Here is a 16082-nt window from a genome sequence, read left to right as displayed (position 1 = left end):
AAAAAAGCCGGCTACTCCACCGGGAATGTCACACTTACCCGCATGCCCCCATCACTCTCCACCACCAGTTCGCCACCCAGGTCCTGCGCCAACGCATCCATCAAGCTCATCCCCAACGATTTTCCCGCCGCACCCGGCGCATCCGGACAACCGACCCCGTTATCTGCCACGAGCAACGTGAGTGAGCCCGCCTCTTTGTTCTTCTGCAGTGATATGAGTATCTCACCCGCCGTATTGTCCGGAAACGCATACTTCATCGCATTCGTAATCGATTCATTCAATAGCAGCCCAATTGGCAGGGCCCTGGCTATATCCAGCGACACCGGCGCGATGTCTGTCTTCAGCAGGATGCCCTGTTGCATGTCGGTATATTCGCGAAGGTGTTCGAGTAACTCCTGGATGTAGATGCCGATGTTCACCACGGCCGGGTTGTCGGATTGGTACAGCTTTTTATGGATGAGTGAAATAGCGTTCACCCGGCGTTGACTGTCACGGATGGCGGAAATGGCGCGGTCATCTTCCAGGTAATGCGATTGTATGTTCAGCAGGCTCATGACCACCTGCAGGTTGTTTTTCACGCGGTGATGCACTTCTTTCAACAACCATTCTTTCTCCTTTACGAGTTTGCTCAGTTCCGTGTTGTTGACGCTGATCACATCCCGCTGTTGTTGCAATTCCCTGTTCGTGCGTTGTTTCAGCCGGTAGCGGTTGTAGACTAACAGCAACGATACCAGGAGTAAGGCCGCCCCGGTGATTACCGCGTTACGCGTGGCGCGTGTCTGCCGCAATAGCGTTTGGTGGAACATCGCTTCCTTACTCATTGTGCGGATACGTTCTTCCTTATTCTTTAACGAATCCCCGCGCATACGGGCCTCCTGCTGTGCCTGCAACATATCCTTTTTAATCAGGATTTCGCTTTGCAGTGCTGCAAATTCCTTTTGTTTCATAAGTGCATCCCGGAGCGCCGTTTGCTGGGTAAGCCAGGCTACTTCCCGCGCCTGCTGCTTCAGTTGCTGGTCTTTCTTTTCCGTTTCATATTTCGTTTCGATCTCTTCCAGTTGCGCCCATCGCTGCACATTATAAATAGAATCGCGCAGCTGCTGATGCCTGCCTGCGTGCCTGAGTGCAGCCTGGTATCTTCCCATGGCGGAATTTACCTTCATCAGCAGGTCGAACATTTGTGGTTTGTGATACAAATGAATCTGCCCATCATTCAGCTCCTGCATCTTTTGCAGGTATATAAGCGAAGAGTCATATTTTTTCTGGATGTAATAGCCGGAAGCCATCCGGAAATAGGCGTATTGCGGCATATCGTCGCGGTCGGAATAAGCAGGGTCGAGCAGGGTAACCGCCTTACGGAAGTATTGCATCGCGGCAAGGGTGTCCTTTAAACGCAAATGCATATCACCCAGCATCATTGTCGGAAATATCTGTTGCCTGTTCGTTCGGAAGATCGTGGCATCTTTGAGGCGCGGCTCCAGGTACGTTAAAGCTGTACGGGTGCCTTGCTGGTACTCAATGAGCCGCGCGAACCGTTCTATGTAACCCGGATGACGTTCGGTGTAAGCATCGCGGTCAGCTAACATTTGTACCTGCTCAGCGAAGTAACGGTCTGGCATCCCAAATGTCGTGTATACCTCCGACGTGAGTGCATGCAGCGCTACCGAATCCACGCTGCCCGCCTGCCGGCGGTTGTGCTGTCCTAACCGGGCGTACAGCAACGCCTTCTCCACATGCGCTTTTCGCACATACAAACGCGCCAGCGACTCATATATGTTGTATCGCTCCTTTACACCCATTTTTTCGAGCATTGCCGCTGCTTCCAGCAGATTTTTCTCCGCCTCGTGTACCCGGCCGAATAGTAAGTGGGATTGTGCGATGTCGGACAGAATAAGTGCGTATTCTTTCATCTTCCCCAATCGTTTCGACAGCTCGGCCACCTTTTCCTGCACGTTTAGTTTGAGCGGCTGCGACGTATCGTTTTCGGAAGTCCAGGAATTAAGTACCGTCCACGTAATCAGCTCCGACGCTTCGTCTTTGTTGTTCCGGTGAAAAGCGGCCATCTTTACATAACAGTCCTTCATCAGCCGCAGTTCCCCCTTAGTCTGGTGGCAGCGGGCGATGTAGTACTCTGCGTCGTTTGCCAGGAAGGGTTGTTGCTGAGCGATGGCTTCTTCTTTCAGTCGGCGGGATAAATGCATCGCACTGTCGACCTGCCTGCGGTCGAGCAGGCGGAAAACCAATATTCTCATCAACTCATTGCGGCGGGAATACGGGAGCGCCGGTAAGTTCCGGATGATCGCAGCATCGTCGGATAATTTCAGGGCCAGCTGTACCTGCAACTCCGATGCCCGTTCAATACCAGGTTTGTATTGTTGCTGGCGGCTCAGGAGCATGGCCTGCTCTAACAGCGCTCTCGCAGCCCGCGATTCGGCCGGTTTAGGTAATAACCTTTCTGCCTGGGTTAAAAGCTGCGTGATCGTGGTGGTGTCGGGCGTTTGTCCTTTGACTAACCCGTGCAGGCAACAGAACAGGCAGACAAAGATGAATAATTTCATCGGTCGTGTAGGTCTTTGGTATAAAGGTAAGCCAGCTGCAAGGGCCGGCGTATACGATAGCCGGAAGGAAGTTGACCATATTATCGGTTGATGCGCTGTTTGGGTGAAGCCGTTCATATGGATCGGATTTTGCTCGTTTGACGCACAATAGCAAGAAAGACGTTATGCTTAAAATCGCCACCTATAATATCAACGGCGTCAACGGCCGCCTGCCCCTGCTGCTCCGGTGGTTGAAGGAAGCCAAACCTGACATCGTTTGCCTGCAGGAGCTCAAATCTCCCGGCTCCCGGTTTCCGGCAGCCGCCCTGGAGGCCGCAGGTTACTCCGCCATCTGGCACGGACAAAAAAGCTGGAACGGTGTCGCCATCCTGTCCCGCGGCCTCCCCATCCAGGAAGTACGCCGGCAGTTGCCCGGTGATCCTAAAGATACACAAAGCCGTTATATTGAAGCGATTGTCGGCCAGATGGTCGTGGCCTGCCTGTATCTGCCCAACGGCAATCCCTATCCCGGTGATAAGTTCGACTATAAACTGAAATGGTTCCGGCGACTGGCTGCTCACGCTAAGAAACTGCAAGCCTACGAAGTGCCCGTTATGCTCGTCGGCGACTTCAACGTGATGCCCACCGAACTCGATGTGTACAAACCCGAAAAGTACGAAGACAACGCCCTGTTCCGGAAAGAGTCCCGCGCCGCCTACGCGCGCTTGCTGAAAGCCGGCTGGACCGACGCCCTGCGCTACTTATACCCCGATAAGCGTATCTACACCTTCTGGGATTACCTTCGCCGCGCCTACGAACGCAATGCTGGTCTGCGGCTGGATCACTTTCTATTGAACGGGCATTTGCTCGGCAGGTTGAAACGGGGTGGGGTCGATGTGCATGTGAGAGGCTGGGAGGGGGCGAGCGACCATGCGCCGGCGTGGGTGGTGTTGAAGTGACCTTGCCCGGAATAGAACGCCCACTGTACCATAACCGGGCATTCTTCCGAGAAGCTGGGAGGATAACTCAAAAAAGGTTAGCATTTTTGAGTCATCCGCACATTGCGTAATTGATTAAATACACCCCTGGTTCACCCCACTTTATGTTGGCCCGCCGTTTGTATAACGTACACGAAGACACGACAAGTGAAACTGAATGAATGTGAAATTCGCCTATGAGATATGGTTGTAAAGGGAGTGGCAGAAGCATTACCTAAAAAGTATGTGAATGTTTTTTACCTCGACTTGTGCATTGAATTCCCCAGTGTGTGTTTGCCAGCTTAATACGCTTTCAGTATCTAATAACAAGTCCACAGCTTAACAAAAAAAAATCTAAAAAATTTAGCATTGGAAAGTTTATTATTCAAAACTAAACGTCTACTTTTACCAACGTTAACAGCCAGTAAAATCGACGTGTTTCCCATGATGGTTGTATATCCCTGTTTTTGGTAACGACACTATGGACACAATTCTGTTTACCTTTTTTAAATAACTCTATATTTTGAAATAATTAGGACTTCTATGGCTATCTCCTGAGGGAGTGACTGCCTGTAACCTTTGATTTTAATACCTCTATCCCGATTGGTTATGTTACAAAACCTTATTCGTTTTCCGTTACACGAAAGTGTGCGGTTGAACATCCCTTGCTTTCATTTTTCATCAATTGGTAAAATCGCGAAAAGACTTTATCAGTATGGCGATGAATACATTCGTTTCGAATTTTTCCACCACCCGAAGGCAATTCTTATTAAAAACGTGTATTTGTTGGCGTTAGTATAGTATATATTTAAACGCTCGCTCGGTTTTAAACGCTGTACCCTTTGAAAGGGTAGGTGGTTATCTTTTGCCCTGAAAAGGCAAACAGGAATGTTATGCCCTTACCGGAAGACTGGATTACAGCATCATGTAACCGGTGTTGCTCGCTGTTTGAATTTATTTAAAGCATTATGTTATGATCAAATCCCTGATGATCCTTTGTCTGGCCACGTGCGCAGGACTCAAAGTGCATGCACGGCCACCCGGCACCATTCGTTTGTTTTCCGGTAACGACTCTATACCTGCGCTGGGCACTCCCGCCAGTCAGCGGCAGCAGGTCATGGCTGTAGTGGTTGACTCACTAAACAAGCGGCCACGTGCGGCTGTTGAAAATGCAAAAAACACGCTGTCGCTAAATAGGGTAGGCGCTATCCCGGCGTTGAATGGCTTGAATGACACGGTAAAAAAAGAGTTGTTCAGCTATGTTGCCCGAAGTTATAGTGCTTCGAAGGCTGCTGCGTTTGCAAAGGGAATGACAGTGCTTAAAGACACTGCTGTACTCAACGATTTCTTTACTGCCAAACTCCGGGGTTTTTATGCTTTATCCAGGCAAAATCTGCCAGGTAACTCACTCGCGTTGCCGGCAGGTATTAAGAACAAATTTAAAGGTGCTGGCGCAGAAGTGAGTTATGGCGATACTTCTCATGCCATATCCGGCTGGTGGAACAGGCTGAATATATCTGATGAAATTTCCGTGGGTAGTATTCCATTTGCCTTCGATTATGTGAACGTTTCCGGGTACAATAACTTCAGTTCAGATTTAAATGATCGCCATCTGGGCAAAATGTCTTTTGATAAGAGAGCTTATCTGGATAAACTGGATCAACATATCAAAGAGCATTACGATCTTAATAAGTATTTCTTGGAGGATATTGATTTCAGGAGCAATATGCAGTCTTTTCTTGACCAACGTCTTGATCATATCAGAACAAAGTCTGAATCGTTTTTAGAAGGGCGGGAGCGGGAATGGCTGCAATTGGTCAATCCGGGTCAATTGATGAACCTGGACAGCAACCAGTTAAAAAATGTGCTGCTGGAAAAGAGTGGTTTGTCCGTCACAGACGCGGAGGCCTTTCAAAAGCGTAAACAAGATTTGATCGCCTCAATCAGCAATGATGCATATGACGATTCTGCGAGGTCACAACTACGAAATGAACTGGCGCGTTTCGAGGCGCTGGAAAGCTATTATAAAGGGGTGCTGAAAATAAAGCAGGATATCGGAAAGGGTGGACTTGATGCATCTAAGCTATTGAATAGTCAGCACGATGTAAAGTCCCGTATGCAGGAATGGATGGGGGATAAGAACAATACGCCGCAATTGGCAAAGGAGCTGCTACCGCTCGGTATCATGCAAAAGGTGATGCTGCGTGTAAAAAACCTCGACCTTGGGAATATCGTGGCAAACGCAAGCAAGGGATCTGTGGCAGATCTGTTTATGACCGGTGTGTCCGGCAGTGCGCTACACAATAACAAGTTTGCGATGACTACGATCGGGCAGCGAAACGATATAGGTGTAAGACATACAGGCCTTACGTCTTCGATCTCCACGCCCACATATAACTTACAGTCTGCCAGGATGGGTATAGGCGATATAGATAAACAGCATACCCATGTCTCGTTGCTGAATGCGAACACCAAAAGCACTTCCCGCAATGGCTTCGACATGGCGGCGCTTTCACAAAACCTCTTTGTAGGCAGTATCTCTAAAATGCTCGAATTAGGTAAGTACGGTACACTGGAAGCTGAATTATCCAAATCCAATAATCAGTTTTCAAACATGATGTCTGGCACTGTAGAGCAGTCGGCAGCTCCTAAGGCCGCTATCGCCGGACTGCTGGATAATGTCTGGACGACTTTGTCAGCCGGCGTCAGGTACGCAGGAGAAGTGAAGGAATGGAATATGACGCAAGGTGCTTATTTCAATTATGCCGGCCTGGGGCACAGTAATCCTGGTAATCCAAGTGGAACCAGGGGGAGCCTGCAATATGGCTTAAATCTGCGCCGTAGCTGGCAGAAAAATAAGGCTGCAGTAATGTTCCGTACCGATGTGCGGGATATCGACCGATCGGCGCTTAGTGGCGGCAGTAAATGGAAAAATCTGCAGTTGACACTGGATGGCCGTTATCGCTTTTCGCGCCGCCTTACAATGAACCTGCGGCTCAACCAGGCGTCCATGAATGAGTCGGAAGCAGGGGTGCGTACAAACGTGTTTCTTAATCGTAAAGTCACAGTCACATCGCAGGCCAACGGTCGGTTCGGCGAATTGATGCAAAGCAATGTGTTCATGGCTGGCCTTCAGCAGATGGAATATCTCGCCGTTCAGTCGCCCGTTAAAAGCACGCTCCTGAATCTGAACATGATGCAAAGCCTCTCACTGGGCAGTGGCATTATTTCCTTCAATACTTTCCTGAGCCATGATCTTTCAGGCAATATGGCCTATGGTAATATGCTTACCAGCGACGCGGGCTACAATTACAATTTATGGAAAGTATTCAGCTGCGGTAGTGCAATCACTTTCCTGGATACGAACGATATGGCCAGGCAGATTGGCTTGCGGCAAAGCCTTGGGGCAAGATTGCTGAAAAAATGGTCGCTTAATGTCTTCCTCGATGCGCGAAAAGATCTGATCCGTAGCAGTAACAACTTCCTTTACGGGAACTTCAAAACAGAAATGACATTACATTATTCGCTGAACTAAATATAGTATGAGAAAGTACAGGATATTACTGCTTTTGTGTTGCCTGGTGTGCCCGGTTTTTCTGAAAGCCCAGGTGTCGTTCAACTTCCTGCCGGAAGTGCACGGCCGTACCTTGGAAGGCCTCTTCCTGGTTAAAGTCGGCAATATGGAAAACACCAGCCGCCTGGTAACGATGGCTATCACCGTTACGGAGGCCAGAACAGGCAAGCTGACCGAAATCCGCACGAAGCCGTTTCAATTGCGCCCGGGAATGAACCAGTTGCCTGCCGGCGTGGCCGGCGGCGCCGCCCTGAGTTTTGCCAATAATAAACAGGCAACGGTATTAAAACAAAGCAACTTCTTCCCGGAAGGTGACTACGACTATTGTTTTGAAATAAAAGACGTGGAGAAAAATGGATTGGTAATCGGAGATCAGTGCTTTAACTACGCCTTACAACCTTTCAGTCCGTTACTGCTGATGGAACCCTTTGATGGTGATAATATTTGTGAGAGGCGTCCAACGCTCTTCTGGCAGCCACTCATGCCGGCGGTGCCGGGTGTTCAATACCGCCTTATACTGGCAGAGGTAAAGCAGGGGCAAGGTAAGGTGGAGGCGCTCAATTACAATCTGCCGCTACTTAACCAGACGGGTATCAGCACACCAATGCTGTTCTATCCTCCTACAGCACGTCAATTAGAAGAAGGTAAGCGCTATACATGGCAGGTGATGGCTTACAGAAATGAATTACTGCTCGCTAGTTCGGAGATATGGGAATTTGTGGTGAAATGCACCGATAGCTTGCCTGCACTACCCGATGAAGGTTTCAGGAATATCAACGATCTCACAAAAGGGAACTTTTACATCGCAAATGGCCGCGTGATGTTTGCCATGCACAATATGTACGACAAAACATCTCTTGAATACAGCGTGCAATGTCTTACGAAACCCGAGATGAAGATCGGTAAACTTCCAAAGGTAAAGCTGGATCGCGGTAGCAACCAGATCACGATTGACTTGTCGGATCATAAATCGTTTGTAGACGGTTACTTCTACATCATGCAGGTAAAGATCCCCGGCGGGCAAACTAAACAATTAAGGTTCATCTATAAAAACGCTTCCGAATGATGAAGATAAAACATTGGCTATTGGCCTGTTTTGCATTGTCCCTGGCAAGTTGCGGCCGACGTGATCAAATGAAAGCGCTTTACGCGGAAGCGGATAATGCTTTACTGCAACGTAAAACGATGAACGGCCTGAATATGCAGCTCCAATATCTGCCCGAGGGCCCAAATGGCGGAGCCCCCGGGGAGCTGTGCTTCAAATTGAATGTCACTGCCGTCGACGCTTCCAATAAAATAAATGCGGATTTCAACCAGGCAAGTTATGGCGTAGATACGCTATTTCAGTTGATCATGCCAGGGGACACCATACTTCCCATTCATGCGATGCGAATCGCTAATGGAATGTACACCGGCGCTGAATACCTCATCGTATTCGATAAGGCGCGGTTTGCAACGACTACAACCGGCCGGTTCGTTTTCAGGGACTGGCTTTTTTCGAACAGCCGCGTGGAATTTAATGTTAAACCCGCTGCCGTAAGAGCGGCAGACTCCTTAAGTACTCGTATATGATCAGAAGTAAAATCGTAAAAAAGGTCACCTCGTACTTTTTCCTGGGCCTTTTAACAATAGATATATTCATTCCTCATCAGGTCTTTGCGTTAACCAGTGGTCCTTCGCAGCCGGAAGCAAAACAGTTTCAGCCTGCCGGGGCCACGGACATGGTAGACTTGTTTACAGGAGATTTTAAATACAATATACCCTTGCTTGACATCGACGGCTATCCCATCAACCTGAATTACCAAACCAATAATGGGATGGAAGATGAAGCCAGCTGGGTCGGGTACGGCTGGAATCTCAATGCTGGTTCTATAGACAGGCAGCTTCGTGGTATACCAGACGATGCAAATGGGGATGACGTGGTGACAGAAAGTTACGTAAAGCCCAAGGTGACAATCGGCGGCAAGGTATCTGTGAAAGGGGAGTTAGCGGGCTTGTCAAAAGGACTGGCCAAGGTAAGTGGCTCCATCGGAATCGGGGTATTTAGTGATAACTATACAGGAATAGGTGCCGAAACTTCCCTTAACGGTGGGGTGTCTGTAGGAGTCGGTAGCGAAACGGGCTTAGGTGTTGGTGCTAATATCGGCGTTAATTCAAATACGCAGAGTGGTGTGGACCTTTCTGGTGGTGTGTCGCTTGCGATGGGTTTAAAGGCGGCTGATGGTAAGATCACAGGTGTTGGTTCGTCTGCTAACCTGGGTTACAATACGCGTGAAGGCATGAAGGGCCTCACGCTTTCCACCTCTTTCCAGGTGGTCGGTACCCCGCATCCTTTTACTGAATCGTCATTCAATTTTAACACGCCTCCATTTTACCCAAAGGCAAATATGTCTTTCCGGTCGAGGAACAATACATATAGCGCGGATGTAGGACCAGCGGCATTCTTGTTCTATGCCGGTGCAGGTATTGCGGGATATAAAACGCAACGGGAGATCAGGAACCCGGTACAAACAAATAACGCTTACGGATTTATGTACGCCGAAAAAGCAAAGGAGCGCCCAGATGCAATGATGGATTTCATGCGTGAAAAGGATAATCCTGTCATTCCCTCATTGCGTAAACTGGCAGTGCCGGTTGTGACGCCCGACATTTTTAATTACAGCAGCCAGGCGGGCGGCGGGCAGCTGCAGCTCTTCAGAAGTGCGTCAGGTGTTTTTGCGGACAATAGTACTAAAGATGAAAATGTTAATACTTCGATCGGTGCGGAAGCAGGATTCGGTGCGTACTTTCACGGTGGAGCGTCGCTGCATAAGCAGGATATTACCAGCACCAGCGGAAAATGGAAAAATAATAATGCTTTTCTAAAAGAAGGCGATTTCCCTGCTATTGCGAATCAGACAGAAGAGCAGGTATACTTCAAACAGATAGGAGAAAAGAGTCTTGAGAATAAGGATTTCGCTTTGCTTGTGAAGGATGAAGCGCCCGTGAATATTCCTGTTTCGAAGAAGTCGGCTATTTCCGGTCTTAGGGTCGCTAACAGGCCGACTTATACCTCGGCACCCGCTCCGTACAAGAAGAATGGCCGCCAGGTAAGGCAATCACCGGTTATGTACCTAACGGCCGAACAGGCGGAAGATGCCTCCTTGCAAAAGGCGGTAACGTCTTATGGTTTCATGGATTCGTTGTTTACACCGCAGCTTTGTACGAAAACAGTCGATAGAACGATTACGCGCGTTAGTGAAGCGGAAGGCCGCAGGAAGCACCACCTGTCTGAACTTATGGTAACCGGGGCAGATGGTAAACGCCTCGTATACGGTCTGCCAGTATATAATCAGAAGCAGGTAGAATACAGCTTCGCGACAATTGCTAACCCCGATCAGAACAACATGGTTGATATCAGTTATGATACCAGGGGGAAATTGCTCACAGGCACGATAATACGGATCATTACTTTTCTAAACAAACGCAGCCGGCATATGCAACGTCGTTTATGCTCACGGCAATTCTCAGTCCCGATTATGTAGATCTGACCGGCGATGGCATCACGGATGATGACCTGGGCACCGCTATTAAGTTCAACTATTCGAAGACAGCCGGGAACTATTATTGGAGAACGCCGGTTGAAGAAGGAAAGGCTATGCTCAATAAGGGACTGCTGGCTGATCCCTATGATGATAAGGCAAGTTTTATCTATGGCGAAAAGGAACTCTGGTATCTGCATTCTATTGAAACAAAGACTAAAATCGCGTATTTCATTACCGAAGATAGAAGGGATGGTTTCGGCGTGCATAAAATGATCGGCGATCAGCCTTCCGGTGAGGCGTCCGCTAAGCAAAAATGCCTAAGAGAGATTCGCCTATTTGCAAAGGCTGATCTTACTAAAACCATTAAGACGGTGAAGTTAAGCCAGGCATACGAGTTATGCCCCGGTACACCCAATGGGGAACCAGGAAAATATAAGATGCAGCTGAACAGCGTGCATTTTGAATATGGTGGTTCTACGAAAGGAAAACATCATCCGTATCGCTTCGAATATGCTTCTAACCTGGCATATGCTCGCCAGAGCACGGATAAGTGGGGTGGTTATAAACATGCATCGCAAAATAGCCACGGCGGCTTCGGTGCGCTGAAGAATGAGGAATTTCCCTATACGCCGCAGGATTCGGCTACTGTAAATGAAAACATAAAAGCCTGGAAGTTGTCGAAGATCATACTGCCAACAGGAGGTAGTATCGACGTGGATTATGAATCGGACGATTACGCCTATGTGCAGGACAGGCGCGCCATGGAAATGACGCGGGTACTCGGCTTGCTGAAGGCCGATGGCACCAGCACCGATGATTTATATGAGGCGCGGGGCATCCGTATCGCTGTCGATGCAGGTTCCAGGCCGGCATCGGGAGAAGATCATACCAGGTGGTTTGTGCGCGATTACCTCAATGGCGAAAACAACATGTATTGGAAGTTTAACGTACATCTTACCGACCAGGTAGATGCCACTCAGGATTTTCACTATGATTTTGTGCCAGGCTACGGCCAGGTGTCAGCTGTTAGTTACCACGATAATGTGGTGGATGTGCAATTCGTAGAAATTCCGGAAGGTGGCATAACTGCGAACCCCGTGACGGTGGCGGCACTGCAACGCATGCGCCTCGAATACCAGAAATATGCTTATCCTGGCTATAAAAACCGGATCGACGATAACAGGCCGATTGCAGCTGCATTGAATGCTATCGTTAATTCTTTCGGCAATATGGCGGAGCTCTTTATTCCTTTCAATACCCGGGCAAAGAACAAACGGTTTGCCGCCAAGGTGAATCTCGCGAAAAGTTTCGTGCGGGTCGCTGTAGGTGACGGTATCAAATTCGGCGGCGGTTCCAGGGTGAAGCGGGTAAAGATCAACGATGCCTGGAATACGATGGTGGAAGGTGCCACGGCTGCGTCCTATGGAATGGAATACGAGTACCGCATGAGAGAAAATGGGCGAGATGTCAGTAGCGGGGTCGCTACCTACGAGCCGTCTCTCGGCGGAGACGACAACCCAATGCGTTTGCCGGACAGGTACGATCAGAAGGGAGCATTGGCGCTTACGAATATGTTTTACCTGGAAGAGCCCATGGGAGAGACCTTGTTCCCTGCACCTTCCGTTGGATACCGGGAAGTAAGGGTCTACAGCCTCGATGAAACAGGTGGCCGGGATACCGATAATAAAACAGGCTGGTCGGTGCACCAGTTTTATACGGCAAAGGAATATCCTGTTATTGTAAGTAATACCAATATCGAAAAATACGAACATAAACGTTCTACGCTCTTCACCATCTTTGGCGGTACCGCTACCTATGAAAAAGTGCTTTCACAGGGATACTCAATCGTGCTGAATGACATGCATGGTCAGCCTAAAGCCACGCAGGTGATGAATCAGCAGGGACAAGTTGTTTCTTCCGAGGAGTACATATATAATACCAGTGATGATGGCGGCCGTACAAGACTGAAAAATGAAGTAGCGGTAAGTGATGAAAACGGTAGGATCAGTAACGGCGTGATCGGACGTGATATCGAAATGTATGTGGATATGCGCGAGTCGGAGGTGCTTAATGACGGAAAGGCATTGAACGCTGGTGGTGACGTGTTTCCCGTTCCATTCCCGGTGATGGTAATGGGCATAGGTCATGCGCCAGGTGGAGATAATAATGACTACCGGCTGTACCGGTCAGCGGTAGTGTTGAAACTGATACGCTACAGTGCCGTAGTCGATAAGGTTATCAAAACGATCAACGGTTCGCGCATCGAGGCCAAAAACCTGGTATATGATAAGTATACAGGTAACCCGGTGGTCACATCCACCCAAAATGAATTTGAAGATGAAGTATATACAACCACGATCCCGGCATACTGGCGGTATAAAGAGATGGGGTTAGCCTACCAAAGTCTTAATATACTCACAGAATTGAAAGTGAGCGGAAATGGCCAGCTTGAAAATCCTACGCTGGGTGCGATGTTGGGTGCGGGAGACGAATTGGTAGATATGAATGATGGGCGCCGGCTTTGGGTAGTAAACTCCACCTCGAATAGTACGGGTATGCCTGCCAAGCGCGTGATCGATGGCTCGGGAAGAACATTGGGTTCGAACAGGCAGCAAGTGAAGGTGATACGATCAGGGTATCGTAACCAGCTAGGTGCCGGACTTACGTCCATTACTACCATGAAAAACCCTGTTGAAAACGGCCGGTTGGCGGTTTTGAATGATGCGGTGCTCAATAATTTTAATGTGCTCGATGCCAGCGCTTTGCTATATGCAGACGATTGGGGCATGGCCGGCGATTGCAACATAAAAACGTGTCCGTCCGGCTATGTGGAAGGACCTAATGGATCATGTATCATCGAAGCGAACGTACGTCCCGCCAACTTTCTAAACGTAGTAAAAGGTAGTTCGGTGAGGCAGTACAGCGAACGCGGGGCTTTCTTTTACGATGAGCCCGAGACAGGGACCGCACATTATGCGACGAGCGTAAAGCCGTATTGGTACGACAAGACTACCTTTACTGGTCGGCTAAACACAGCTGGCATATGGCTAACCGGCGTGCCGTTGAGGCAATGGTGCGGCTTTGAAACGACGGTAAATGTCGTTGGGGGGAAATATTTCCTTGGCTATGCAGCCGATGATGCCTGCAGGATATACATAAATGGTGCGCTGTGGCGGGAGCTTCCCGAAACAACCAATAAAAATAACTACCGGGCCTGGAGAATCAAGGAGTTAACATTGCTGCAAGGTAATAACCATATAAAGATGATCGCATATAACGGTACAACAGATAATGCGATGGCCTTCGAAATATATGGCGCATCAAGCGATCACTCACTTCGGGAGGGACTCGCATCGCAGATAGACCAGGAGATGATCTTCTCCACGAAAGATTTGATCACTAACAGCCAATATGTGCAGACGTTCACCTGTGATGCTAACGGGAATAAGTTATATACCCGGTATTACTGTAACGATATGCGCAACTTCCAATATACGGCGGGTATTCCGAACTGTGGTATACTCGCCCAGGGCCAGTGCCCTCCGGGCTATGTGGATGGGCCGGACGGACTGTCCTGTATACGCCCTGCCACCCAGTCAACACCGGTGATATCATTGGTGACCGGCAGTCAGCTTACTATTTATGGTGCCTGGGGTGCCCGCATTATAAACAATGATCTCGTTACTGCCAGAGACACGATCAGGAACGACAGCTATTGGGGCTGGTCTTGTTCTTCCGGTTCTTCATCCGCATTAAGAACGCTCATACCTGCCCCCGCGCCGGTGTTGGCGCTGCAAGGTGATACCTTGCCCTCTTCCGCGAACCTGACTACGAATGCAACAGTGGAGCTCTGCGGCAGACTCAATAATGCAGGAGTTTGGGTAAATGCATCTTCTTACAATGAAAATGAAAACATATGGGTTGGTTTCAATAAATGCCTGCAAATACCCGAAAGTAAATACTATTACATAGGGGTAGCTGCAGACAACGAATATCGTGTATTCCTCAACGGGGCGCCTCAACCGGTTATCAGCCACCTAATGAAAAACTCTGGAGACTCCGGCCCCTTTAGCTTCTGGAGCTTTTATCCGGTTTACCTTCCGCAAGGTCAGCATAAAATTACGATGGAAGCCCGCAATACGCTCGGTCAGCGTACTATGGCACTGGAAGTGTATGATGGCGATATCCAGGATTTGAAAGATCATACGCAACAAACATTGTTCTCAACGGCTTCGCTTCGTAATAATGAGATGGTGGATCTCTACATCAGATCGCACGCTACCAATGAAATCATATACAGAAAATATTCCTGCCCTAACGGTGATTTGGATATCTGTAGCGAACCATTCAATTGTGGGTCTATGCCTAAAGGCGATGCGCTCAACCCTTACTTATACGGCTATAAAGGCAACTGGCGCGTTTGGCAGCAAAAGGCCTGGCTCACCAGCCGATCTGGCCAGGACTTGGTTAATACTTCTGCACCCGGTGTTGGCGTACGCGCGAATGGCCACTATATGGAGTTCCGCCCGTTCTGGACTAACCTGGGTACGTTATGGTCTACAAGTTCCAATCAGAATTGGGTTACCACAAACACGATTACGCAGTACGATAAGTATTCAGCCGAGATAGAAAATAAAGACGCGTTAAATCGCTACAGTGGTGCCAGGATGAACTTTAAAGAAAGTTTGCCCGGTATTGTAGGTACAAATGCAAGGCATCGTGAGCTGTTCTACGATGGCTTTGAGGACTACAAGTTCAACCAGACCTGCCTGGCTGTAGCGCCATGCGAGCCGGATAACTTTAACATCCAGAAATTCCTTGGCACTAACTACAATACGTGGTTATCGGCAGATGAATCGCATACTGGTAACTATAGCCTCAGATTGCTAAGTGAGATCACGTTACAGGCGTATGTTTTTGATCATGAACATGCGCCAGGTATATACCTCAGCACCAATTCCCGGGGAGAATATTTCCGTAATACCGCACCGTGGCTGGGATTAAGAGGGTTTAATCCAATGTTGAATAAGAGATACATTGTGTCTGCCTGGGTAAAAGGTGGCGCAGCCAATCAGCCGGCGATGACGCTCAGGATCGGTAATACGAATATTCCTTTGAAGGTAAAGGCCCGTGTGGAAGGATGGAAGCTGGTGGAAGGAGAACTCGACCTGCCGCTGCTGACTGGTAATACCGACATGGCCAGCTGGTCGCTCAAGATCAATAATGCCGGCGCACAGGTACTCCTGGATGATCTGAGGATATTCCCGGTAGAAGGACAGGTGAAAACGTTCGCTTATGATGCCGCCACCATGCGGGTAATGGCAGAGTTGGACGAGAATAACTATGCCACCTTCTACGAATATGACGATGAAGGATCGCTCATCCGCCTGAAGAAAGAAACCGAACGCGGAATTATGACGATCAAGGAATCACGGTCGTCTATGAAAAAACTATAGTTGAACAAGTAATC

Annotated in this window: 7 protein-coding genes; 6 read left to right on the top strand and 1 reads right to left on the bottom strand. The window is 48.8% G+C overall.

The genetic code is table 11. The features are described 5' to 3' along the window. Positions 1–11: 11 nt before the first annotated feature. On the bottom strand, positions 12–2558 hold the full coding sequence (locus MKQ68_RS10860; protein WP_264283319.1) for a sensor histidine kinase: 2547 nt from the start codon (positions 2556–2558) through the stop codon (positions 12–14). A 164-nt stretch (positions 2559–2722) separates the two neighbouring features. Between MKQ68_RS10860 and xth the strand changes: the two genes are divergently transcribed. The 6 genes from xth (at position 2723) to MKQ68_RS10830 (ending at position 16068) form a co-directional block, all read left to right on the top strand. Further along, positions 2723–3496, top strand: coding sequence for an exodeoxyribonuclease III (gene xth, locus MKQ68_RS10855; protein WP_264283318.1), 774 nt, complete (start codon positions 2723–2725; stop codon positions 3494–3496). Between the two features lie 991 nt (positions 3497–4487). Next, on the top strand, positions 4488–7049 hold the full coding sequence (locus MKQ68_RS10850; protein ID WP_264283317.1) for a hypothetical protein: 2562 nt from the start codon (positions 4488–4490) through the stop codon (positions 7047–7049). A 7-nt stretch (positions 7050–7056) separates the two neighbouring features. After that, positions 7057–8154, top strand: coding sequence for a DUF928 domain-containing protein (locus MKQ68_RS10845; RefSeq protein ID WP_264283316.1), 1098 nt, complete (start codon positions 7057–7059; stop codon positions 8152–8154). Further along, a complete protein-coding gene (locus tag MKQ68_RS10840; RefSeq protein WP_264283315.1) occupies positions 8151–8660 on the top strand; it encodes a hypothetical protein in 510 nt (169 codons plus the stop codon). The genes MKQ68_RS10845 and MKQ68_RS10840 overlap by 4 nt, the downstream gene beginning before the upstream one ends. Then, positions 8657–10612: a hypothetical protein gene (locus MKQ68_RS10835; RefSeq protein WP_264283314.1), complete on the top strand. Its 1956-nt coding sequence runs from the start codon at positions 8657–8659 to the stop codon at positions 10610–10612. Before MKQ68_RS10840 ends, MKQ68_RS10835 begins: the two co-directional genes overlap by 4 nt. Continuing rightward, on the top strand, positions 10579–16068 hold the full coding sequence (locus MKQ68_RS10830; protein ID WP_264283313.1) for a hypothetical protein: 5490 nt from the start codon (positions 10579–10581) through the stop codon (positions 16066–16068). The genes MKQ68_RS10835 and MKQ68_RS10830 overlap by 34 nt, the downstream gene beginning before the upstream one ends. Positions 16069–16082 lie beyond the last annotated feature (14 nt).

Source organism: Chitinophaga horti, assembly GCF_022867795.2.
In the GTDB taxonomy this organism is placed as follows: Bacteria; Bacteroidota; Bacteroidia; order Chitinophagales; family Chitinophagaceae; genus Chitinophaga; species Chitinophaga horti.
This window is presented reverse-complemented; position numbering and strand designations above follow the sequence as displayed.